The 23,849-nt window shown below is 52.0% G+C and carries 19 protein-coding genes and 1 pseudogene; 16 read left to right on the top strand and 4 right to left on the bottom strand.

Going from position 1 to position 23,849, the window contains the following annotated elements; translation table 11 throughout:
• The first annotated feature begins 98 nt into the window (after window positions 1–98).
• The 12 genes from rpsA to AC1ME2_RS20435 all read left to right on the top strand — a co-directional run bounded on the left by rpsA (window position 99) and on the right by AC1ME2_RS20435 (window position 13,605).
• Window positions 99–1,790: a 30S ribosomal protein S1 gene (rpsA, locus tag AC1ME2_RS20380; RefSeq protein ID WP_480436297.1), complete on the top strand. Its 1,692-nt coding sequence runs from the start codon at window positions 99–101 to the stop codon at window positions 1,788–1,790.
• 172 nt (window positions 1,791–1,962) lie between these two features.
• Window positions 1,963–2,421 carry an REP-associated tyrosine transposase gene (locus AC1ME2_RS20385; RefSeq protein ID WP_480436298.1) on the top strand — a complete coding sequence of 153 codons (459 nt, stop codon included), beginning with the start codon at window positions 1,963–1,965 and terminating at the stop codon, window positions 2,419–2,421.
• A gap of 1,557 nt (window positions 2,422–3,978) precedes the next feature.
• Window positions 3,979–4,260, top strand: a complete 282-nt coding sequence (locus AC1ME2_RS20390) for a hypothetical protein (protein WP_480436300.1) — start codon at window positions 3,979–3,981, stop codon at window positions 4,258–4,260.
• Between the two features lie 166 nt (window positions 4,261–4,426).
• Window positions 4,427–4,723 carry an integration host factor subunit beta gene (ihfB, locus tag AC1ME2_RS20395; RefSeq protein WP_480436301.1) on the top strand — a complete coding sequence of 99 codons (297 nt, stop codon included), beginning with the start codon at window positions 4,427–4,429 and terminating at the stop codon, window positions 4,721–4,723.
• A 24-nt stretch (window positions 4,724–4,747) separates the two neighbouring features.
• A complete protein-coding gene (locus AC1ME2_RS20400; RefSeq protein WP_480436302.1) occupies window positions 4,748–4,990 on the top strand; it encodes a lipopolysaccharide assembly protein LapA domain-containing protein in 243 nt (80 codons plus the stop codon).
• A gap of 313 nt (window positions 4,991–5,303) precedes the next feature.
• Entirely contained in the window at window positions 5,304–6,794 is a 1,491-nt protein-coding gene (locus tag AC1ME2_RS20405) for an MBL fold metallo-hydrolase RNA specificity domain-containing protein (protein ID WP_480436304.1), read from the top strand.
• 447 nt (window positions 6,795–7,241) lie between these two features.
• A complete protein-coding gene (gene rfbB, locus AC1ME2_RS20410) occupies window positions 7,242–8,318 on the top strand; it encodes a dTDP-glucose 4,6-dehydratase (RefSeq protein WP_480436306.1) in 1,077 nt (358 codons plus the stop codon).
• The gene (gene rfbD, locus AC1ME2_RS20415; protein WP_480436307.1) at window positions 8,315–9,220 is read left to right on the top strand and encodes a dTDP-4-dehydrorhamnose reductase; all 906 of its coding nucleotides are present in this window, start codon (window positions 8,315–8,317) and stop codon (window positions 9,218–9,220) included. The genes rfbB and rfbD overlap by 4 nt, the downstream gene beginning before the upstream one ends.
• Window positions 9,217–10,107 (top strand): glucose-1-phosphate thymidylyltransferase RfbA, encoded by an 891-nt coding sequence (gene rfbA / locus AC1ME2_RS20420; protein ID WP_480436309.1) that lies wholly within the window; start codon window positions 9,217–9,219, stop codon window positions 10,105–10,107. Before rfbD ends, rfbA begins: the two co-directional genes overlap by 4 nt.
• A gap of 58 nt (window positions 10,108–10,165) precedes the next feature.
• Window positions 10,166–11,089, top strand: a complete 924-nt coding sequence (locus AC1ME2_RS20425; protein ID WP_480436310.1) for a glycosyltransferase — start codon at window positions 10,166–10,168, stop codon at window positions 11,087–11,089.
• Window positions 11,090–11,542: 453 nt separating this feature from the next.
• Window positions 11,543–12,973 (top strand): acyltransferase family protein, encoded by a 1,431-nt coding sequence (locus AC1ME2_RS20430; protein ID WP_480436311.1) that lies wholly within the window; start codon window positions 11,543–11,545, stop codon window positions 12,971–12,973.
• 275 nt (window positions 12,974–13,248) lie between these two features.
• A complete protein-coding gene (locus AC1ME2_RS20435; protein ID WP_480436313.1) occupies window positions 13,249–13,605 on the top strand; it encodes an acyltransferase family protein in 357 nt (118 codons plus the stop codon).
• Between the two features lie 69 nt (window positions 13,606–13,674).
• Here AC1ME2_RS20435 and tnpC read toward each other — a convergent pair whose 3' ends face one another.
• Both tnpC and tnpB read right to left on the bottom strand, forming a co-directional pair.
• Window positions 13,675–15,207 carry an IS66 family transposase gene (gene tnpC / locus AC1ME2_RS20440; protein ID WP_480436315.1) on the bottom strand — a complete coding sequence of 511 codons (1,533 nt, stop codon included), beginning with the start codon at window positions 15,205–15,207 and terminating at the stop codon, window positions 13,675–13,677.
• Between the two features lie 17 nt (window positions 15,208–15,224).
• Window positions 15,225–15,584, bottom strand: coding sequence for an IS66 family insertion sequence element accessory protein TnpB (gene tnpB, locus AC1ME2_RS20445; protein WP_323569419.1), 360 nt, complete (start codon window positions 15,582–15,584; stop codon window positions 15,225–15,227).
• Window positions 15,585–15,724: 140 nt separating this feature from the next.
• Between tnpB and AC1ME2_RS20450 the strand changes: the two genes are divergently transcribed.
• On the top strand, window positions 15,725–16,249 hold the full coding sequence (locus tag AC1ME2_RS20450) for an acyltransferase family protein (protein WP_480442249.1): 525 nt from the start codon (window positions 15,725–15,727) through the stop codon (window positions 16,247–16,249).
• A gap of 476 nt (window positions 16,250–16,725) precedes the next feature.
• Here AC1ME2_RS20450 and AC1ME2_RS20455 read toward each other — a convergent pair whose 3' ends face one another.
• The gene (locus AC1ME2_RS20455) at window positions 16,726–17,559 is read right to left on the bottom strand and encodes a class I SAM-dependent methyltransferase (protein ID WP_480436318.1); all 834 of its coding nucleotides are present in this window, start codon (window positions 17,557–17,559) and stop codon (window positions 16,726–16,728) included.
• A gap of 580 nt (window positions 17,560–18,139) precedes the next feature.
• Window positions 18,140–18,389 (bottom strand): annotated as a pseudogene (locus AC1ME2_RS20460) (IS5/IS1182 family transposase); the annotation flags it as partial.
• A 353-nt stretch (window positions 18,390–18,742) separates the two neighbouring features.
• On the opposite strand from AC1ME2_RS20460, the gene AC1ME2_RS20465 reads away from it, so the two are divergent.
• Genes AC1ME2_RS20465 through AC1ME2_RS20475 form a run of 3 tightly spaced genes read left to right on the top strand, consistent with a single transcriptional unit; the run spans window position 18,743 to window position 23,839 of the window.
• Window positions 18,743–19,564 carry an ABC transporter permease gene (locus tag AC1ME2_RS20465; RefSeq protein ID WP_480436320.1) on the top strand — a complete coding sequence of 274 codons (822 nt, stop codon included), beginning with the start codon at window positions 18,743–18,745 and terminating at the stop codon, window positions 19,562–19,564.
• Window positions 19,554–20,819, top strand: coding sequence for an ABC transporter ATP-binding protein (locus AC1ME2_RS20470; RefSeq protein ID WP_480436322.1), 1,266 nt, complete (start codon window positions 19,554–19,556; stop codon window positions 20,817–20,819). The genes AC1ME2_RS20465 and AC1ME2_RS20470 overlap by 11 nt, the downstream gene beginning before the upstream one ends.
• On the top strand, window positions 20,816–23,839 hold the full coding sequence (locus tag AC1ME2_RS20475; RefSeq protein WP_480436324.1) for a glycosyltransferase: 3,024 nt from the start codon (window positions 20,816–20,818) through the stop codon (window positions 23,837–23,839). Before AC1ME2_RS20470 ends, AC1ME2_RS20475 begins: the two co-directional genes overlap by 4 nt.
• Window positions 23,840–23,849 lie beyond the last annotated feature (10 nt).

Genomic DNA, 23,849 nt, shown 5'->3' on the forward strand with positions numbered 1-23,849 from the left:
GCATAGTCCCACGTGTTTTCTTTTACTTGAACGAAACCCACATTGTCTGGAATGTGGCAGATGGGCGTATTCTTCGCCCTTGATCAACAGGAATTAAAATGAGCGAAAGCTTTGCAGAACTTTTTGAAGAAAGCCTAAAGACCCTCAACCTTCAGGCCGGTTCGATCATCACCGCGATCATCGTTGATATCGATTACCAGGCTGGATGGGTGACGGTTCACGCCGGTCTGAAATCTGAAGGCCTCATCCCGCTGGAGCAGTTCCACAACGACGCTGGCGAGCTGACCATCAAGATCGGCGACGAAGTGCACGTTGCACTGGACGCGGTCGAAGATGGCTTTGGCGAAACCAAGCTGTCCCGCGAAAAAGCCAAACGTGCTGAGTGCTGGATTGTTCTGGAAGCGGCTTTCGCAGCTGAAGAAGTGGTCAAGGGCGTTATCAACGGTAAGGTTAAAGGCGGCTTCACTGTCGACGTTAACGGCATCCGTGCGTTCCTGCCTGGTTCTCTGGTTGATGTCCGCCCAGTGCGTGACACGACTCACCTGGAAGGCAAAGAGCTCGAATTCAAGGTCATCAAACTCGACCAGAAACGCAACAACGTTGTCGTTTCCCGCCGTAGCGTCCTTGAAGCCGAGAACAGCGCTGAGCGCGAAGCTCTGCTGGAATCCTTGCAAGAAGGTCAGCAAGTCAAAGGTATCGTCAAAAACCTCACCGATTACGGCGCATTCGTCGATCTGGGTGGCGTCGATGGCCTGCTGCACATTACCGACATGGCTTGGAAACGTATCAAGCATCCATCGGAAATCGTCAACGTTGGCGATGAGATCGATGTAAAAGTCCTGAAGTACGATCGCGAACGCAATCGTGTTTCCTTGGGTCTGAAGCAATTGGGCGAAGATCCATGGGTCGCTATCAAAGCTCGTTACCCAGAAGGCACTCGCGTAACAGCCCGTGTTACCAACCTGACCGACTACGGCTGCTTCGCTGAGCTGGAAGAAGGCGTTGAAGGCCTGGTACACGTTTCCGAAATGGACTGGACCAACAAAAACATCCACCCTTCAAAAGTCGTACAAGTTGGCGACGAAGTGGAAGTTATGGTTCTGGACATCGACGAAGAGCGTCGTCGTATCTCCCTCGGCATCAAACAGTGCAAATCTAACCCATGGGAAGATTTCTCTGGCCAGTTCAACAAGGGCGATAAAATCTCCGGCACCATCAAGTCGATCACCGATTTCGGTATCTTCATTGGTCTGGACGGCGGCATCGACGGCCTGGTTCACCTGTCCGACATCTCCTGGAACGAAGTGGGCGAAGAAGCCGTACGTCGCTTCAAGAAAGGCGATGAGCTCGACACCGTGATCCTGTCTGTTGATCCAGAGCGTGAACGCATTTCCCTGGGTATCAAACAGCTGGAAAGCGATCCGTTCTCCGAGTACGTGATGGTTAACGACAAAGGCGCTATCGTTCGCGGTATCGTTAAAGAAGTTGACGCCAAAGGCGCCATCATCACTCTGGGCGACGACATCGAAGCTACTCTGAAAGCCTCCGAAATCAGCCGTGACCGCGTTGAAGACGCGCGTAACGTTCTGAAAGAAGGCGAAGAAGTTGAAGCCAAGATCATCAGCGTTGACCGCAAAAGCCGCGTAATCCAATTGTCCATCAAGTCGAAAGACGTTGAAGACGAGAAAGAAGCTATCCAAAGCCTGCGCACTAAGCCAGAAACTGCGGAAAGCACAGGTCCTACCACCATTGGTGACCTGCTTCGCGCACAAATGGAAAAACAGAACTAAGTTCTGATTGACCATAGAAAAAGGGCGACTTCGGTCGCCCTTTTTTGTGCCTGCGATTTACCCATCACGATCTCCCCCGAAACACCCCGCCAAACATGCTTGCCTGCACGCCACCCAACGCTTGGCTAATCTGGGGCATACACCTGATTAACCCAACGGGAGGGGCAACGGAATGCCCAAACACGCGCACACCCGCAACCTACGGCATGGCCGGTATTCTGAAACCAGTCGCATCTATCAAATAACCACCACCACCCAAAACCGCCACCCCCTCTTCAAAGACTGGCACCTGGGACGTCTGGTAGTTTCCGAACTGAAACGAGCCGAACAGCAAAATCTGGTTCAGTCACTGGCATGGGTTCTGATGCCCGATCACCTGCATTGGCTAATAGAGTTGAAGCAAGGCTCTCTTTCCCGCGTCATGCAGCAAATCAAAGCCCGAAGCGCCATCGCAATCAACAAAACCACCCAAAACGACACCCGTGTATGGCAACGCGGATACCACGATACGGCGGTCCGCGATGAGAATGACCTCAAAAACCTCGCCCGCTACATCGTCGCCAACCCGCTACGTGCTGGACTGGTCAAGCGAATCGGTGATTACCCCTTGTGGGACGCAATATGGCTTTAGGGTCAAATCAGCCTCTGGCCGCAGGAGAGACCGGGACGCGCACACCCTGGTCGGTCAGGCACTCCGCGTCGCATGGTCTTCGCAGCGGGACGCGTAGTTACAAGTCAGCTCCTACAGATTTTCGAAAATTCATCTCTTATATTTCAACTGCTTAAATCGTGTTTGCTGGGTGTCAGTACCGATACAAAACTGACCCAGCTTCTGGCCGCGAGGCCGTAGGAGAGACCGGGACGCGTAGTCTTGTCTGCGAAGACCATACAACGAGGTCCACCTGGCACACCCCCAACCCAGCTTCTGGCCGCTAGGCCGTAGGAGCTGACTTGTCTGCGAAGACCATACAGCGAGGTCCGCCTGGCACACCCCGGCCGCCCTCTACCCGCCAGGCCGCAGGAGAGACCGGGACACGCACACCCTTGCTCGGTCAGGCACTCCGCGCCGCATGGCCTTCGCAGCGGGACGCGTAGTTACAAGTCAGTTCCTACAGATTTTCAAAAATTTTGCTCTTATATTTCAACTACCTAACTGCAAAGACCACGTAGCCAGGTCCATCAGGTACACCCCAGACCCAGCCTCTGGCCGCTAGGCCGTAGGAGAGTCCGGAGCGCGCAGTTCCGTTTGCGAAGATCACACACCTTGCTCGGTCAGGCACTCCGCGCCGCATGGCCTTCGCAGCGGGACGCGTAGTTACAAGTCAGCTCCTACAGATTTTCAAAAATTTTGCTCTTATATTTCAACTACCTAACTGCAAAGACCACGTAGCCAGGTCCATCAGGTACACCCCAGACCCAGCCTCTGGCCGCTAGGCCGTAGGAGCTGACTTGTCTGCGAAGACCATACAGCGAGGTCCGCCTGGCACACCCCGGCCGCCCTCTACCCGCCAGGCCGCAGGAGAGACCGGGACACGCACACCCTGGCCGGTCAGGCACTCCGCGCCGCATGGCCTTCGCAGCGGGACGCGTAGTTACAAGTCAGCTCCTACAGATTTTCGAAAATTTTGCTCTTATATTTCAACTACCTAACTGCAAAGACCACGTAGCCAGGTCCATCAGGTACACCCCAGACCCAACTTCTGGGGCGCAGTTCAGGCCGTAGGAGCTGACTTGTCTGCGAAGACCATACAGCGAGGTCCGCCTGGCACACCCCGGCCGCCCTCTACCCGCCAGGCCGCAGGAGAGACCGGGACACGCAAACCCTGGTCGGTCAGACACTCCGCGCCGTATGGCCTTCGCAGCGGGACGCGTAGTTACAAGTCAGCTCCTACAGGTTTTCGAAAATTAACCTCTTATATTTCAAGCACTTAAATTGTGTTTGCTGGGTGTCAGTACCGATACAAAACTGACCCTGCTTCTGGCCGCTAGGCCGTAGGAGAGACCGGGACGCGTAGTTTTGTCTGCGAAGACCATACAACGAGGTCCACCAGGCACACCCTCAAACCAGCCTCTGCCCGAAGCCCGCAGTTACCGTATTGACCCTCAATGAGACAAACCCACCAGTACGCGACTAGACTAAAGTAGTCCCCAAGCTGTCGCAGGGCATGCCCCCGGCATAAGGAAATACATGCGCCGCATCATTATTCTTCTCGCCATCCTCGTCCTCACAGGCTGTGCCACCTCTCATAGAACCAAAGTAATACGTGGCCAAAGTGGATTGATGGTCGAATGCTCCGGTATGACGTCCAGTTGGGACGGGTGCTACGCCCGTGCGGCCCGCGAATGCAAACCCGGGGGGTTCAAGGTTCTCGGCAAATCCAGTGACGTCAAAGAAGATCCCGATGACTATCCATTCGGATGGAATCCGGCAGGCTATTTCAGCCGTAGCATGCTGGTGATCTGTAATTGACCGCCTGAATCCTGGGTATGCACCAACAAATGTCATAAATGAAGGGAACTTCGCGAGCCAGTAACCATCCTTCACATAAGTCAATACTCGGACTGTTCAAATCCTTCCAGTCATGCTAAAACCTTCACAGCGGTTACTCTAGCTGCTTGAAAAAGAAGGGAAAAATATGACGAAGTCGGAGTTGATCGAACGAATTGTCACCCATCAAGGGCTGCTCTCATCCAAGGATGTCGAGTTGGCCATCAAGACCATGCTCGAGCAAATGTCTCAATGCCTCGCCACCGGTGATCGCATCGAGATTCGTGGCTTTGGCAGCTTCTCTTTGCACTACCGCTCACCCCGCGTAGGGCGCAACCCAAAGACCGGTCAATCCGTGAGCCTGGACGGCAAATTCGTCCCTCACTTCAAACCGGGCAAAGAACTGCGTGATAGAGTCAACGAAGACGAAGAAGAGGGCTACTAACGCCCCCTATGAAAGGAGCAGTCGGTGCGTAACGTTAAGCGCGTAATGTTGATCGTAGTCATTCTGCTGGTTGTACTGGCGACGATAGTATTCATGTTGGAAAACCAACAACCTGTTGCCCTGGTCTTTCTTGGCTGGTCAGCCCCGGAGCTTTCGGTGGCGGTCCCTGTGATCGTGGCTCTGCTGGTCGGGATGGCGATCAGTCCCATTCTCGGATGGGTTATGTCTCTGCGTAAAAAGAATAAGAAGACCTCCAAAACGCTCTGAGTCGGACGGTTTTTAACCGTCACGGTCTGGTGATGGTCAGCGAAACCGCTTGTGAGCGGTCTCGAGATTTTTAGCCCCTGAAAAATCTCATCTTGATCCCCGAAACTGACCCCTCTCCCACGTCGGTGTTCTCCAGCACCCACGTATGACCATACCTAAGCGTCGACGCTCGCCAGACAGGCGAAGCCTCAGACAACCACCGAAAGAATTTGTAAAACGTTAAAGACTCGTCCGAGCCAAGGGTCCGGCTATGCTTGCGCGCTTTTTGTGGGCGTAAATCGTCTTTTACTCAGCAATACCGAGAGGGACTCTCATGCTTTACCCGGAAATAATTCATCACGGCGCCACTGCAGGTGTCACCGGCTCATGCCATCAACTGCAAATGGATGCAGTGACCAGTCTGCTAATCGACTGCGGCCTGTTCCAGGGAGAGGAAAATAAAGACGGGAAAGTGAACGCCAGCTCAATGGCAGTCGATTTTTCCGTCGAAACCATCAAAGCCCTGATCATCACCCATGTGCATGCCGATCACGTGGGGCGTATCCCTAATCTGCTGGCCGCCGGCTTCAATGGCCCGATTCTGTGCAGCGAACCGTCGGCCAAACTGTCGCCGATAGTTTTGGAGGATGCTTTTAAACTCGAACACGGTCGCGATGAAAAGCAGGTTGAACGTTATCTCAAGCTGATCGAACAGCGGACGATCGCACTTCCTTTCGACACGTGGTTCAACCTGGCGCAAACCCCGACGCTGACCTGTCGGATTCGCCTGCAACGTGCCGGGCATATTCTCGGTTCGGCGTACGTGGAATGTGATATCGAATACCCCGCCGAAAATCGCAACAAACGCGTGGTTTTCTCCGGCGATTTGGGTGCCTCGCATACCCCATTGCTCCCCAGCCCTAAATCACCCGAAAGGGCAGATGTGCTGGTGCTGGAGAGCACTTACGGTGACCGCCGGCATGAAGAGCGCAGTACGCGGCAAGCCCGGCTCGAAGACGTCATCGACAAGGCCTTGGCGGACCACGGCACCGTATTGATACCAGCGTTCAGCCTCGGGCGAACCCAGGAACTGCTCTACGAAATCGAAGACATCCTTCATCGTAAATCACTCCTGGGTAAAGACGCAGGCGGCGAGGGGAGGGCTGCAGAAAATCCAGCGTCTGAGCACAATCCAGAAAGCCTGACACTGTCTATCAACTGGCCTCAGTTGCCGATCATCCTCGACTCACCATTGGCCAGTCGGTTTACCAAGGTCTATCAGGAGCTTGATGAGTTCTGGGATACGGAGGCTACGGCGCGATTAAACCGCGGCCGTCGACCCCTACGCTTCGACCAGTTGATCACCATCGACAGCCACGCAAAGCACCTGCAAACGGTTAATTACCTGGCCAGTACCGGGCGACCCGCTATCGTCATCGCGGGCAGTGGCATGTGCTCTGGTGGACGAATCGTCAACTACCTGAAAGCCATGCTCGGTGACAGTCGGCACAATGTGCTGTTCGTCGGTTATCAAGCCAAAGGCACGCCAGGTGCAGCGATTCAGGCTCACGGCCCAAAGGCTGGGTATGTAGAGCTTGACCGTGAGCGCTTTGCTATTCGTGCGGGCGTCACCACGATAGGCGGCTATTCAGCTCACGCCGATCAGCAGGGGCTGGTGGATTTTGTCACCGGCATGAGCGAATGGCCCGCAGAGGTGCGGCTGGTGCATGGCGAAGCCCAGGCGAAAAAGGCCCTGAGCAATGTTTTGCAAAGAAAGTACCTGCTAGCAAAACGTAACCTGAAGGTAGTGATACCGGGTAGTTGAGGGGGATGCTCCAGCCGGGGCCACCTTTAAGGTCCGGGCTGGAACTGGGTTCCTGAGAAGTGCCCGTGTCATCGCATCGCTGAACTAAGCATTCGGATGCCTGGCTACACCGATTAAACCGTCGTTTACCCGCTAGAGCGGGTCCCTCAGTAGCGGCGGGTGGCACAGTAGTCGGGCCGAGTGATATTATTTTGATATCGGATATTCAGGTGAAAAGTGTCAAATACTTGAACTCAAGGACGCAGTTTGTCCTCTGACGTTAGCAATGCCTTCGTTTAACTGTAAAATGCCGCACTACATTGCCTCTGATTCGGCTCTCTCCAACGCTCGACCTAATTCGTACAGCTTACTTGCTCAAAAGCCCGAGCTAATGCGGTAGCTTTTGTTTTTTATAGATTGGACAAGACCACCATGGGCCTTGTCCGACACTCAAGGTATGGATTACGCGTGAAGATTTTAGTCACCGGTGGTGCGGGATTCATTGGCTCTGCAGTCATTCGCCACATTATTTCCAACACGACCGACTCGGTCGTGAACGTCGACAAGCTGACCTACGCGGGTAATCTGGAATCGCTTTCTGAGGTCGATCACAGTGATCGCTATGCCTTCGAGCGCGTTGACATCTGCAACCGTGAAGACGTCGAACGCGTGTTCCGTGATCACAGCCCCGACGCAGTAATGCACCTGGCGGCCGAGTCTCACGTCGACCGTTCAATCACTGGACCTTCCGAATTCATTCAGACCAATATCATCGGCACCTACACATTGCTGGAAGTGGCCCGTCAGTATTGGAACGGTCTGGACGACACGCGCAAAGCGGCATTCCGCTTTCACCACATCTCAACGGATGAAGTGTACGGCGACCTCGAAGGTCCCGAAGACCTCTTCACCGAAAGCACGCCGTATCAGCCAAGTTCGCCGTATTCGGCCAGTAAAACCAGTTCTGACCATTTGGTCCGTGCCTGGAGCCGTACCTACGGTTTGCCAACACTGGTGACCAACTGCTCGAACAACTACGGCCCGTGCCACTTCCCTGAGAAACTGATCCCGCTGATCATCCTCAATGCCCTGGAAGGCAAACCTTTGCCTGTCTATGGCAAAGGTAATCAGGTGCGTGATTGGCTTTACGTCGAAGACCATGCCCGCGCCTTGTATAAAGTGGTCACCGAAGGCGAAATCGGCGAGACCTACAACATCGGTGGTCATAACGAGAAACAGAACCTTGAAGTGGTCCACACGTTGTGTGCATTGCTCGATGAGCTGCGACCTGATTCCGCGTTCCGTCCCCACGCCAGCCTGATTACCTACGTTCAGGACCGTCCAGGGCATGACCTGCGTTATGCAATCGATGCGAGCAAAATCCAGCGCGAGCTGGGCTGGGTACCGCAAGAGACTTTCGAGTCGGGCATTCGCAAAATGGTGGAATGGTACCTAGACAACCCGGAATGGGTGGCTCACGTGAAGAGCGGCGCCTATCAGCAATGGATCGACAAGAACTACGCCTCTCGTTCAGGTAAAGCATGAAGATTCTCCTGCTTGGAAAAAATGGCCAGGTAGGGTGGGAGTTACAGCGTGCGCTCTGCGTGCTCGGCGAAGTGGTGGCGCTGGATCGCAGTGTCGTCGACAGCCCGTATGGTCAGCTACAGGGTGATTTGGCCGACCTCGATGCGCTGCGTCAGACCATTTGCGTCGTCAGGCCCGATGTCATCGTAAACGCAGCCGCCTACACCGCTGTCGATAAAGCTGAAACCGAACGTGAACTCGCGCATCGGATCAACGCCTTGGCGAGCCAGGTGATGGCCGAGGAAGCCCTGGCTCTGAATGCCTTGTTGATTCACTACTCGACTGACTACGTGTTCGACGGCAGTGGTAGTCGCCCCTGGACAGAAACCGATGCCGTCTCGCCGGTGAATCACTACGGCGCGACCAAGCTCGCTGGCGAGCAAATGATTCAGGCGTCGGGCTGTAAGCACCTGATCTTTCGGACCAGTTGGGTCTATGGGGCGCGAGGTAATAACTTCGCAAAAACGATGCTCAGGCTGGCCAAAGATCGTCAAACGCTGGGCGTCATCGCAGACCAGGTGGGCGCGCCCACCGGTGCGGATCTGTTGGCGGACGTCACGGCATTGGCTCTTCAGAAGGCGCTTGATTGCCCACAGATCAGCGGTGTGTACCACCTGGCAGCGACAGGTGAAGTTTCCTGGCATGCCTATGCACGGCATGTGATTGATTTTTCCCGGGCCCAAGGTGATCTTTTGGCCGTAGAGACAGTCGAACCTACCGACACCGCCGCCTATCCGACGCCCGCTCGCCGTCCTCTGAACTCTCGTTTGGATACACAGAAGCTGCGCGACACTTTTTCCCTGCACTTGCCGGATTGGCAAAGTGGTGTAACCCGAATGCTTATGGAAGTTTTGAATAAATGAATGCGACCTACCGTAAAGGCATCATCCTTGCTGGCGGCTCTGGCACGCGCTTGCACCCATTGACGTTGGGTGTGTCCAAGCAAATGCTGCCTATCTATGACAAGCCGATGATCTTTTACCCTCTGTCGGTTCTGATGCTCGCAGGCATGCGTGAAATCTTGATTATTTCCACCCCGGAAGATCTCCCATGCTTCCGAAAGCTGTTGGGCGATGGCAGTCAATACGGGATTCAACTGACCTACGCAGAACAACCTAGCCCGGATGGCCTGGCCCAAGCTTTTATCATTGGTGAGGAATTTATCGGTAAGGATCCATGCTGCTTGATCCTCGGCGATAACATCTTTTACGGCCAGCATTTTTCGGACAACCTGCGTTCAGCCAGCAATCAGACCCACGGCGCAACCGTATTTGGTTACCACGTGTCTGACCCGGAAAGATTCGGCGTCGTTGAATTCGACACGTCTGGCCGTGCGCTGAGCATCGAAGAAAAACCGCTCCAGCCAAAATCCAATTACGCGGTCACCGGCCTGTATTTCTACGACAACCAGGTTGTGGGAATTGCCAAGAGCATCAAGCCTTCTGAGCGCGGCGAACTGGAAATCACTGATGTAAACCTTGCCTACCTTGAGCAGCAGAGCCTGAATGTCGAGATGCTGGGTAGAGGTTTCGCCTGGCTGGATACGGGTACCCATGAGTCCCTGCTAGAGGCTAGCCACTTTGTGCACACCATCGAACAGCGCCAAGGGCTGAAAGTCGCCTGTCTGGAAGAGATCGCCTACACCAGTGGCTGGATCACGGGTGAGCAATTGGGTGCTCAGGCTGAGAAACTGAAAAAAACTGGCTATGGTCAGTATTTGCAGCGTTTATTGGACGCAGGCTCCCTTTGAACATCGACCTTGGATTTCTTCAAACTGAAATGTTCAGGCATTGCGAGCAGGTAAGGGCATGCCAGTAGAACATCCAAAAATTGCAGTTTTACTGGCTGCCTACAACGGTATGCAGTGGATCGAGGAACAGATTATATCGATCCTCAATCAATCGAATGTCGACGTAACGCTGTTTATCAGCGTCGATCCCTCTACGGACGGTACCGAAGCCTGGTGTGCTGCTTATGCTGCCGCGCACAGCAATGTACGACTGCTGCCTCCTGCGGGCAAATTTTCAGGTGCGGCGCGCAATTTCTTCCGTCTGGTCAGGGATGTTGATTTTGACGGTTTCGATTTCGTCGCCTTTGCCGATCAGGATGATGTCTGGTACGCAGACAAGCTTAAGCGGGCAACACAGGTCTTGATGGTCGGTGAGCACGATGCTTACTCAAGCAATGTCACCGCTTTTTGGCCCGATGGCAGAACCCTTTTGCTAGATAAAGCCCAGCCTCAAGTCGAATGGGATTTTCTGTTCGAAGCCGCTGGGCCCGGGTGTACCTATGTATTCAGTAAAAAAATGGCAGGTGAGCTAAAGGCCGCCATGTTGGCCAGCTGGGAATCGCTGCAGCTCGTCACGTTGCATGACTGGTACTGTTACGCATTTGCCCGCAGTCATGGCTACAAATGGTTTATCGACCCCGTGCCGGGCATGCGCTACCGTCAGCATGAACGGAATCAGGTCGGAGCCAATACCGGGATATCCTCGTTTATTGCGCGTTATAAAACGATCCATGACGGTTGGTGGTTTGCTCAGGTTCGTTTGATCACCGGTCTGGTCGGGAAGGGCGGTGACCCGTTTGTCAAAAGCTGGGTGAAGTTAGGGCGTTTGCAATTACTGCGGTTGGCCTTGAGTAGCGGCAACTGCCGCAGGCGAGTGCGGGATAAGCTTTTCTTTTTGTTTATCTGCTGCGCGACGGCGGTTGTTGGAAATAAACATATATGAAAGCCCCCAAAGTTTTCATGATAGGGGCTACAAGCTTTGTTGGAGATGCCTTGGTCTTTAACCTGCTTGTCGGTAAAAAGTTTGCTCTCGTGGCTACGACTACTCATCCCCTATCCGCGTGAGTCTACCGATGCATCCTTACCCATAACCCGCTTCATCGTCAAAACCCCAGGCCGGAGCTGCATGCTGTAATTCCGAACGTATGGATCTGTGCGGAGGGGTGGTGGGTGGCAGGTGACGGCCATTCCTGCCGCGACCGGAGGATGCGCAGGCCCTGACGGTTGCACGGTATCAGGAGATTCAGACGACCTATCCTTGTATAGGAAAAAAAATCCAGCTGTAGCGGCGGAGTAGTATCCGCCGCGCTATGACTTTCTTTCGAAATCTTAATAGTAGTTCGTCGGTGAATCCTGTATAAACGCTCCCTTAAAAATCAGGGGCGTGAGTGTTCAGATGGATAATGTACAAAAACAACATAGCCTAAAATACAACCCATCATTAGATGGTTTGCGCGGTGTCGCTGTTTTTATAGTATTTCTGACTCATATACATATATTCTCTGGTGGTAGATTTGGTGTAGACATGTTTTTTGTGCTCAGTGGTTATCTGATCACAGAGGTTCTGCATAATTCTCGGCGTAACAAGAACTTCTTGTGGGTCTTTTATTTTAGGCGTTTTCTAAGGCTGTTTCCTGCTCTGGCCTTTTTGTGTGCGGTGGTGGTTGTGATATGTGCAGTCGCCGGCGGTAATGTGAAAATATACAAGGATGTTTTGTCGTCGATTTTATATTCGCAGTCTTGGACTTCAGGCTTCAAGGATGGATTTAGTCTTTATTTGGGGCACACATGGTCGCTTTCTGTAGAGGAACAGTTCTATATTCTGTGGCCATTCGTTTGGACTCTTTTGGTTAGGTCAAATGCTAAGTATTCTTTGGCTGCGGCATTTATATTGTTATGTGCTGCTTTGATGTATCAGGCTTATATTTCGAAATTGCCAATAGCTTATGATCGATTGTATTTTTCCGCCGATACTCGATTCCAGGCGATATTGATCGGCGCAGTGGGATCCATGGCTACCCGAGTTAAAGGTGTGAGGGATTTTCTGTATAGGTATCTTGCTTCAATTCCAGTGGTGTCAATACTAGCCATTGGTGCGGTATGTGTTTCATATGGTTGGGATGCATATAGTAGCTTCTTTATTTCAGTATTCAGCCTGATCCTTATTTTTCGGCTTACTATGAAGGTAGGAACAGTTGATGCTAAAATATTGAGCGTTTCACCATTGGTCGGTCTTGGGAAAGTGTCTTACGGATTCTATCTGTGGCACGCTCCAATACTTGTTCTGCTGGAGAACTACTACAAGCTTGATACCTTGTACTTATTCCTTATCGGTCTACCTGCCTCACTGCTTGCTAGCGCTCTGTCATACCGCCTGATCGAGCAGCCTGCGCTCAAGCTCAGGTCTATTGTCTCGTATGTCACGCAACGAAAGCTAGGATTGTTTATCGTGCCGGTGTCCGTTGCCTCAATCAGTGCTGGCTTGCTTTACTTTCAATATGAAGATATCAGGAATTTTGTTCGTGGAACTCAGTTAGAGGTCGTGGCCTATGGGCCAAAGGTGTATCAGGTAGGTGATAAGGGTCCTCTCCAGCCTGATGGTTCACTTGTAATGTGGGTCAGTCTGAATAGCCGGCCGGACATGAAGTCAAGGTCTACGGTTTCTGGAATAAAGTCCGTGACTGCTTCCGGGAAAGACGGGCTCAACATTGTGGTACCTCAATCAATCGCTGCAACACCTGGCAAGTATGTCGTTCAGATATTGACACATGACGAGAGAGTTCAACTTCCATCCATTGACCTTGAGGTTGTAGCCGCTCCGCTATAGCGTTTATTTCCTATTTGAAAATACCCGCCATTGAACGGGTATTTTTTCGCCCTGGAGAAAAGCGTGCTCGTCACCGCTGCATAACTACTGGAGAACCTCCCAAGCGCTGGTCCAGTAGCCAGCGTTTCGCAAGCGATCCACGAACCCAACCCTCCAGAGGCTTTCTGCCTCTCGTTTAGGCGGACAAACACCAATGATGACAAGTGGGGGGCTTTAGAGTATTTTTGTGAGTTTTTTAGCTGAATCTACGATCATGACTAAGGAAGTATCGCCAAATGGGTTTCATAAGAATATTTCTTGCCTTATCAGTTATGTTCTCGCACATAGGGCCGATTAGCTGGATACCTGTCGCACCTGCTGGTTTTGCGGTGAATTGTTTTTACGTCATGTCTGGTTTCTACATTACCCTCGGGCTCAATGAGCGATACAAGACGCCTAATACAAACACCGAGTTTTATATGGGTCGAGTCCTTAGGCTCTGGCCGGTGTATCTGTTCTCCTTGTGTATCCTGATACCCACAGGGATGCTGGAAGCCGTAGCCCATACTATTTCCCAACAACCGTTGGCAATACAGATGGTTGCCATTTTTCAAACATCTTCATGCTCGGCTCGGACTTACTACTGCACGTAAGCTCCGTAGATGGAGAGGTTGTATGTAAGCGACCCATAAACCCCACGTACCGTTAGATGGGGTTTACGTTTACCTTGGCATCTCTGGCTTGCAGTTCCAAGGGAGCAAGGCTTCGAAGTCTTCTACCGACGAGGCTTGTGGCAGGCGTTCAAGTACGTGGCGCAGCCACGTATAGGGCTCCTGGCCGTTGGCTTTGGCGGTTTCAACCAAGCTATAAATCTGCGCGCTGGCCGTCGCACCTCTGGGCGTGTCGCTGAACAGCCATGCTTTTCGGCCTATCACAAACGGCTTTACTGCTCTTTCGGCGACGTTGTTGTCGATGGGTAAAAAGCCAGCCTCTGTGTAGCGCTCAAGCTTGCTCCAGTTGCTGGCCAGGTAACTGACGGCTCGGCCGAGCACGCTCTGCGGCGTAATCTGCGGATGTGTTTTCTCTAGCCAGCTTTTCAGTTGCGCCAAGACCGGCAAGCTCTTTTCCTGCCGACCGACAAAACGTTGTTCATCGCTTACGTCTTTCAGTTCACGCTCGATACCGTACAGCTTGTTAATCATCGTCAGGGCTATATCGGCACGCCCAGTTTTGCCCTTGGGTTGCACTTTTTGCGCTTCGACGAACTTGCGTCGAACGTGCGCCAGACAAGCTAGTCGCGTAACGCCCGGTTGCGCGCCCAAGGCGTTATAGCCGGCGTAATCGTCCGTCATCACGTAGCCGCGATAACCTTCGAGCAGGCGTAAAGGCACCTCCTGCGCACGGCTGGTCGTGTAGTCAAACAGCACTACTTTTCGATCCGGCGGACCACTCGCCTGCACCCACATCCAGGATTGGCTGGTCGGGTCTCGATCCGGCTCTTTCAGGACTTGCACCCGGGTTTCATCGCAGTGGATGACGGGGCTTTCCAGAAGCCGGTCCCGCATTAAATTCAGCAGAGGCTGCAAGTGCTCGCCGCATTGGATAACCCAGCGCGCCAACGTCTGTCGCGGGATATCCACGCCGTGGCGGCTGAGTACTGTTTCGAAGCGATGCAGCGGCAGTCCGTCGACATACTTGGTGGTCAGCAGCATCGCGAGGACACTGGGGCTGGCCATGCTCTTTTCAATCAACTGCGCCGGCTTGTCAGCGGTGACCGGTGCTGTTTCACAGCCACGGCACCCGTAAATTTTGCGGATGTGTTTGATGACGCGGATCTGCATCGGCACGATCTCCAGCTGTTCGCTGGTGTCTTCACCGATGGTGTGTTTGCGGCAACCGCAGGCACAGGTCAGTTCGTGTTCGGGCAGCTCGTGGATGACTTCAATGCGCGGCAGGTCGGCAGGCAGTGGTTTGCGTTTGCCACGACGTTTGGTGGGGGCAACGACTTCTTCGTCAGACTCTTCGCTGACCGCAACCACGATGCTTTCGGGCTCATTAAAGAGCGCGAGTTGCGGCGTCTGCGGATCGACTGTTTGCTCGGACTTGCGACCGAACAATCGGTCGCGCAACAACTTGATCTGTTCTTTCAGATCGACGATCTGACCCTTGTCTACTTGACGCTCACCGAGCATCTGCACAAGCATTTGCTTGAGCAGAACCGGATCATCAGGAAGGTTATCAGGCATCAAATTCATGCCTGGATTATATCCGATCAGGCGACGAATCGAGGGGTTAAAACTTGATGTGGGCGGTTGCGCCAGAGGTCAAAACCATCCAGCAACCAGTTCAGTTCTTGAACGGTCAGCACGATGGCCTCGTCAGTGATGTCGGGCGATGTTTTGAAACGTTCGGACTCCAGGCGCTTAAGCCAGAGGCAAAAACCGTTGCGCTCCCAGTAGAGTATTTTCACTCGATTACGGGGGCGATTCAGGAAGACGAAGAGCACAGGGTCGAACACTGCGACTTTGATATCCAGTTCGACCAGAGCGGCCAGGCCGTCGATTGACTTTCGAAAGTCCACCGGCTTGGGGTAGAGGTACACTTTTTCAACTTTGGCGTCGGGTCGCATCATGACGGTGCTGGCTCCAGAGAGAGATCGGGAGCACAGCGTCAGGCATTAGTTGGCGGCTTGGAATGTGGGCTTTATGGTGCGCTTACGGTTGTATTCTCCGAGTTTGGTGTTGATAAGTCGCATAATGGCTCTCAAAAAACATAATTAACTTGCCAGCATGGACTCTCTCTATCGAGATCATGTTCTATATTATTGCCCCGTTTATCGTAAGAAGCCCGAAAAAAACTGCTGTCTTCCTCATCACTGCGGCGCTCTATACGTTGTCAGCCAAAATACTGACCGACGCCTCGATTATCAAACTCAGAACAGATCTTTACTTCCCTGGCCCTGCTTTATACTTTGCGTTGGGTGCGGCGGGGTACTGGATAAACAAGCTATCTCCGATTTTTACAAAAAAATCCGTATTTTCCTACTTGGCCTTATTGGCGATAATAATTATATTCACCGGCCATACAATACAACAAATGCTTGCGCTTTTTGCACTTGCTGCACTTACTCCGTTCTTTTTTGAAAAAACCAAAAATAGCAAGATCGACAAGTGGTTTGGCGACCTTTCATACCCACTTTATATTATTCATATACCTGTCTCGATTGTGGTTCGTTGGCTTGGTTATTTTGAAGCTAACTCTTACACTTACTTCGCATCGATCGTGGTGGGTACCTAAATTGCTGTATACGCCGTTGAGTTGCCCGTTGAGAGATTCAGGAAATATCTAAGATCGCGCAAGAAAATTAAATTAAGCACCGTCGCAACTTAACTGAGTAGGCGTCAGACGTGGTGTATGTATCGTCTGACAGCTAGCGTCCTGTCTATAAAATAAATTCTCCGAAAAATTGGCTGCGTATTCTTGATCACCACACGCCCCGGAGGCAAACAGATGAGCGCCCAATATATTGACTTGGGCCCCGAGGAACACGCCGAGCTCAGGCATGGAGAGCTTTATTTGTGAGCCGGCGACGGATTTAGGCGAGGCAAAAAGTGTGCTATTTCGCGGTTTTATGAGATTAAGTTTTCTTATCCATGGCCCGACGAGGGTGTAGATAAGTGTCGAGTATCGGTAATCTGCATCTTGATGCGATATGCGCGGACTCCCACTATATTAAAGGAGTCACGCTAAAAATACCAACTCGTCAGGTAACGCTATTTGAATTCAACGCTATGACGGCTTCCAGAAAATGGCCATATTTTCTTTTTTCGGACTCTTGCAGCGATGGGGGCGGAATGCATGAGAGGCCAATAAATGCCGTGCTCGGGCTCTGCGTCCCGATATATCGTGATCTCGTCAAACCCTGCCTTCTTGAGCTCATTAATTACAGACCACTCAGAAAACCTTCTCATTTCTAGCGTGGATCCTGGCCCGCCGTGATAAACAAGGTCGTAGAAATACTGGATTTCTCCATTTTTCTTGGTGTTTCTTAAAAGTGGTCCAAGCTCGTTCTCTGTAATTTCCCATTTGTATATTTCAGGGAAATTTTCCGTGGTTATTACTCCAGTCTCTCCGGGGTGAAAGTACGGAACTGTAAATATAAATACGCCGTTTGGCTTAAGCAGCTTCCTGGCATTGACAAATGCTAGGCTTGCCGGGGATTCGACATGTTCAAAAACGTCGCTTGAAACTATGAAATCAAGCATTCCGACCATTGATGGATCTATATTTGTTATATCAACTTTTGGTTCTTGATGGTAGAAAGTGTTTTTGAATGCGATACGATGCGATAAAGGGGTGACATACCCTTCCCAGCAACTCATTCCAATTCCTTGTATGTCCGGGCGTGGTGGGTTTATTTCAGATATTGAAAGACTTTTTCCGAATAGTTCGGTAGTCAGCACTTGAACTATTGAGCGCATTCTTACCGTCGACCCGCAGCCGTCACAAGAGGCTTCCTCTCGGGTCAGTCTGGTTATGTCTGTAGTGTTATGTGAATCACATATGTTGCAAGTGAAAGTTGTGGTTCTCCCTTTTTCCAAACTCATGCTATCTCTCCGTCTACATGGCCGAGCAAGACGATAATTATTTGTTGGTCGGTGCACCTTAGCACACATTATTTTCAGTTGGAGGCTGTAATACCCATCACCTCGTAGCTACTGCAGATCCTCCCGAGCGCCAGCCCGGCTGCCGGTGTTTTTATTGTGCGCCAGGCATGGCGCATCGTGCGTATGCGTAACTGGTTTGGCTGTGGTGGCCACACTGGTGACTTGGAGGTGTAAGTCCTCCACACACCCGGCAAGGGGAAGTGTTAGCCGAAGGCAAGGGTGTCGCGGGCGACTGCGAATCTGAAGGAAGCCTAATGCAAATGGTGGCCTGACGAACAGGAAGCGGATAGAGGCGGCGTAGCGGGGTGAGGTTGCAATGACTTCTAAAGCCCGATACTTGCACGGAGCCCTATGACGTAAATCCGACAGGCATAATAAGCAGGAAGGTCGCGCGAATTACCCTGGGATATCTGCACGCTTGCCATTGTTCTAGCGAGCGTTGAGAGGCGACGGGATGAGCGGTAGAAGTCAGCCAAGGCCGTAGTAAGTGGAACATAACCCTGCCACCAGGGGTCGAACAGGATGCATTCTTGGTTTTATGCACCTCTAGATCGCGCTTGCCTTCCTTGTTCTTGGTCGAACTGGGCGCATGAACGATCATGGCATCGACGATCGTGCCCTGGCGCAACGACAGCCTTTTTTCCGTAAATAATTATTGATGACGGCCAGAATTCCCGCCGCCAGCTGGCTTTTTTCAGCAGGTGCCGGAAGTTTATGATGGTGGTACCTTCAGTGGTTGGAGCGCTCAGCGTGCGCCGGGCGAACTGGCGCGACGTCATTGCAGAAACAAAAAAACATAAGCGCAGGCCATTAGCTATCAAATTGAAAAAATCATGCGACAACCGATGTCGAACCGACAGAAATGGTCAGTTTCCTAGTGAAAAAGCATGTCTTAGTACGATATCATGTGCGATTCGGCCGGGGTTGCGGCGTGGCAACGACTAGATATCGCAATGCTAGCCCCCGTTGGTACCTATCAAGCAAGGCGAAAATGCATGGAAAGACATCAGCAAAATCCTTGCGGGAGGGCCCGGAACTTTTCCCCGAAATGGATCATTCACCCCATCGTTAAAATGATGCTTCTAGTTGGGCCACTGATAAAAGACATCGAGTCAAATCACTGATGCAAAATTATTCAGCACATCCTTTTGAGATGGTAAAAAGTTTCTGGCGAAACAAGCGTCTCATACTGCAACTAAGTAAGCGTGAAGTATTAGGTCGCTACCGTGGCTCCGCCTTGGGTTTGTCGTGGTCGTTCTTCAATCCGATACTCATGCTGGTCATTTACACTTTTATATTTTCTGTCGTATTCAAGGCCCGCTGGGGCACAGGGTCCGATGAAAGCAAGACTGATTTCGCTATCATCCTGTTTGTTGGATTGCTCATCCATGGATTTTTTGCCGAGTGCATTAATCGATCGCCGACCCTTATTACATCAAACGTCAGTTATGTGAAAAAAGTTGTATTTCCGCTCGAAATACTTCCCTGGGTAGCCTTCACCTCCGCGCTATTTCATGCCGCGATCAGCTTGATTGTTCTGCTGCTGGCGCAGTTGATTATTAACCATAGCATTCCACTTACTGCGCTGCTGCTGCCGATCGTAGTGCTTCCACTTTTTCTGGGTATTATGGGCATGAGCTGGTTATTCGCTTCGCTTGGTGTTTACTTGCGAGACATCAGCCAGATTACCGTCATGTTTTCCACGGTCCTGCTGTTCATGTCCGCGGTGTTTTTTCCGATAACGGCGTTGCCGGAAAAGTATCAGTTCTGGATCAGGGTAAACCCGTTGGCCTCCATCATCGAACAGAGTCGGAATGTGCTTGTATTTGGTCAGATGCCCGACGTTACCGTCTGGGGAATCATGCTGATGTTCGGGGCTGTCATGGCGTGGTTGGGATTTGCCTGGTTTCAAAAGACACGCAGGGGGTTCGCTGATGTGCTCTGAAGCGGTCATTAAAATCGATAACCTGAGCAAGTGTTATGAGGTCTATGACAAGCCACATAAACGCTTGCTGCAAATGATGCTTCCTGGCAAACGAAAGTACTACAGTGAATTCTGGGCACTAAAAAATGCATCTCTGGAAGTGCATCCAGGTGAAACCGTCGGCATCATTGGGAGCAACGGCTCAGGCAAATCCACGTTCCTTCAGTTGCTCTGCGGCACCTTGAACCCGAGTTCGGGCAGCATTCATGTTCGCGGGCGCGTTGCGGCTCTGCTTGAACTGGGGGCAGGCTTCAACCCGGAGTTTACCGGCAAGGAAAACGTATACCTTAACGCCGCGATACTGGGCCTGACCCGCGAAGAAATCGATCATCAATATGCAGCGATTGAGGACTTCGCGGAAATCGGAAATTTCATTGACCAACCGGTAAAAACCTACTCATCGGGCATGTACGTTCGCTTGGCTTTTTCGGTAGCCATCCACACCAACCCGAGCATACTGGTCGTCGATGAAGCGCTGTCCGTTGGCGATGCACGATTCCAGGCCAAATGCCTGGATCGCATCAAGCAGATGAAAGCCTCCGGCGTCAGCATCCTGTTCGTATCCCATGATGTAGCGGCCGTACGCTCCCTCTGCGATCGTGCACTTTGGCTGGACAAAGGCACTGTGCGCGGTCTGGGCGATGTTTTTCCGATCACAGCCCAATACACGGAACACCTGTTCAATAACTCGCCAAATACTGGTAACCAACCATCGAGTAGTGAGCCGCACAAAGCCAACCAACCCATCAATCATTGGGGCACTCATATCGGCATCATTCAGGATGCAGGTCTTTACGACGCCAACGGCGTCAAAAAGAACCTGTTCTGCGATCATGAAAAAATGAGTGTCAAAATACTGTTTAACACCCACCCGCTAAAAAGCCTCGATGGGCTGTCGGTTTCATTCTCGTTGAAAAATCTGGCAGGCAGCGACTTGATAGTCGGAAGTACCTGGAATGAACAATTGGTATTTAAAAGCTCCGATGCTCCCCAAGAGGTAAGCTTCGAACTCGAAAATCAACTTCGCTCCGGTGATTATCTGCTCGTCGCCGCCGTGGAAAATCGGTCGTCCGCTGCTATTCATTACTATGAATACATGGAAGGAGCGCAGTATTTTTCATCCTCCTTTTCCAGCAACCTGTCAGGGCTGTTCATGCCCAAACTATCTATTCATGTTCAACAAAATGATTCGGGTCAAGGAGTACCTACACCATGAAAAAATCGTCTGATGCTACAACGACCACTGGTGAAGTGAACTCCAAAACCTACTGGGACTATCGCTTCTCGAATGATTGGGAAGAAAACTTTGGCCGAGAGCAAAGCATTTTCTTCAGTGATATAGCCGCCGAACACTTCCCAAAATGGCTGTCCAATACCATTACCATTGATCGCCTAAGCATGTGCGATTGGGGCTGTGCGCAGGGTGACGGTACGGCCAATCTCGCAAAAAAACTCGGGATCCCCGAACTCACAGGCGTGGACTTCTCTTCCGAAGCCATTGAGAAAGCAATCCAAGCGTATCCGGACTGCAAATTCCTTTGCGATGATTTTTTGGGCAGCAGCAACGCTCCTCAGTGGGATATCGTATTCTCGTCCAATACGCTCGAGCACTTTGAGCAGCCTTGGGAAGTTCTGAAAAAAGTCGCCACAAAGGCTAAAAAACACATTGTCCTTCTATTGCCTTTTCGTGAAAAAGAGCTGATCGAAGAGCACTTCTACTCCTTCCAGTACGGGAATACCCCAGCCATCTTCGGAAGCTGGGCGCTGACCCACAGCAGTGTTTTCGACACTTCGTCGCATCAGCCGAATTACTGGCCGGGCGAACAGATCCTACTGGTATACACGAACGTGTCCGCACAGCAGGAAGGCAACAGCCTCGCTCTGGGTGATGTTCATATCGAATCGGACACGTCTCTGGCCGACAGCTACAAGGCTCGCTTTGTAGAAGCCCGCAAGCAGGCCATCGAAGCAAACAATGCCTTGGGAGAAATGACTGCTCGCCTGGCAAACTCCGAGCAAATGCTCCACAAAAGTCTGGAAGATAACGTCGTATATTCGGAAAATCTTTCAGCCGTGAGGGCACGTTATGACGAGGTGATAAACAGTCATTCCTGGAGAATCACTCAGCCATTGAGGTTTGCCATTCGAACGGCGCGCCATGGAATGCAGCCAAGTGACAAGCGGGCCCTGAAAAGCCGACTTCGCAGTCTCTTTAACCGGCTTCCGCTACCGGAAGCCGTTAAAACAGCCATTCGCAAGTCCTACACCCAGCTCGTGCGCCTACCGATGTCAGCCATGAAAGGACAACTGCTCGCCGGTGGTCAGTTCGACTGGCCAGCAATCTCGCCGACGCCTCAGAAAAAAGATCTTCCCGACTACATCTTCTGGGGAGTCATTGACTGGCACTTCAGACATCAGCGTCCCCAGCAACTTGCACAAGCACTGGCCCGTGCCGGCCGCCGCGTTTTTTATGTCTCGGTAAACCTTGTTGACGATCCGCGCGGCGGTTTCAGCGTCGAGCAACTCGATAGCGACGGACACTTGTTTCAGATTAACCTGTACGCCAAAGGCGCGCCTGTGATCTACAACAACCCTCCAGGGGTGGACATTGCCGATCAATTGAAAGCGTCGATCGGCCAGGTCTTGAGCTGGGCCAGCTCCAGGCAACTGGTATCCATCGTTCAACACCCGTTCTGGTATGAAACCGCCGCTGTGCTACCTGACAGCGAAGTTGTGTACGACTGCATGGATCATCACGAAGGCTTCGGCAATGTCTCGGAGGAAGTGCTGTCCATTGAACGAGCTCTGATGCGCAATGCCGATATCACAGTGACTACTTCGACCTGGCTTGACGAGATCGTTAGCAAATACACGTCGAAACGGGTACTGATCAGAAATGCTGGGGAATTCGCTCACTTCGCCAGCAAGCCTACAGATATCTACATCGATCCGAATGGTAGCCAGATCATTGGCTACTACGGTGCGATCGCAGAATGGTTTGACCTGAATCTACTCGCCACGCTGGCAGAGTCGTTCCCAGAATGCACAGTGCTGATGATCGGTGCTGATACCGTTGGCGCAGCCGCGCAACTGGCCAGCTACAAAAACGTTGTCTTTACTGGAGAAGTTGCCTATAGCGAACTTCCCAAGTACCTGCATGCGTTCGATGTCTGCCTGTTACCGTTCAAGGTGATTCCTCTGACACTGGCTACCAACCCGGTGAAGGTCTATGAATACCTGAGCGCTGGCAAACCGGTCGTCTCGGTAGATCTGCCTGAAATTAAGCAGTTCGAAAACCTGGTGCAGGCAGCCGCCACCGCAGAGGAATTTGTTCTGGCGGTAAGGCGCACCCTCGCAGCCCCCGCCACCCCGGCAGAGGTGCAACTCCGTCAGCACTTCGCGCAGAATCAGACCTGGGCGCACCGCGCAGAGCAATTGATTCACCGGATCGAAAACGAACGCACGCTTCCCCGCGTCAGTGTGATCGTGGTGACCTACAACAATATTGAGCTGACCAAAGCCTGCCTCGCGAGCCTGGACGAACATACAAATCACCAAAACCTCGAAATCATCGTAGTGGACAACGCATCGGCAGATGGATCGCCTGCGTTTCTGAGCGAGTGGGTGGCCAAAGGCCCGGATCGTAAACTCATCCTGAACGACGACAACCGAGGTTTTGCTGCTGGCAACAACCAGGGACTGGCGATTGCTGACGGCGATTTTCTCGTACTGCTCAATAACGACACCTACGTCACACCGGGTTGGGCGCGCACGCTATACCGTCATATGCAGCGCAATCCAGGCATCGGCATACTTGGCCCCGTCACCAATAACATTGGTAACGAAGCCAAGATTCAGATCAGTTACAACTCCATGAATGAGATGCTCGTCGAGTCAGGAAAATACACCAGGAACCGGATCGGGAAAGTACAAAGACTGTATACCGCCGCGTTCTTTTGCGTGATGTTTACCCGTGAGACGTACGAGCGTATCGGCCCACTTGATGAGGCATTCGGCCGTGGTTTCTTTGAAGATGATGACTACTGCCGACGCGTCGAACAACTCGGCCTAACCATCAACTGCGCTGAAGACGTGTTCATTCACCACCACTTGTCCGCCTCGTTTAACAAAATGCGCAGTGCTGACCGGCAAGCCCTTTTTGACCAAAACAAGGCCACCTATGAGGCCAAATGGGGAGAATGGAAGCCCCATGCCTACAAGAATGACAAACGCTAAGCGATGAGTC

The organism is Pseudomonas sp. ASL9, from assembly GCF_056680335.1.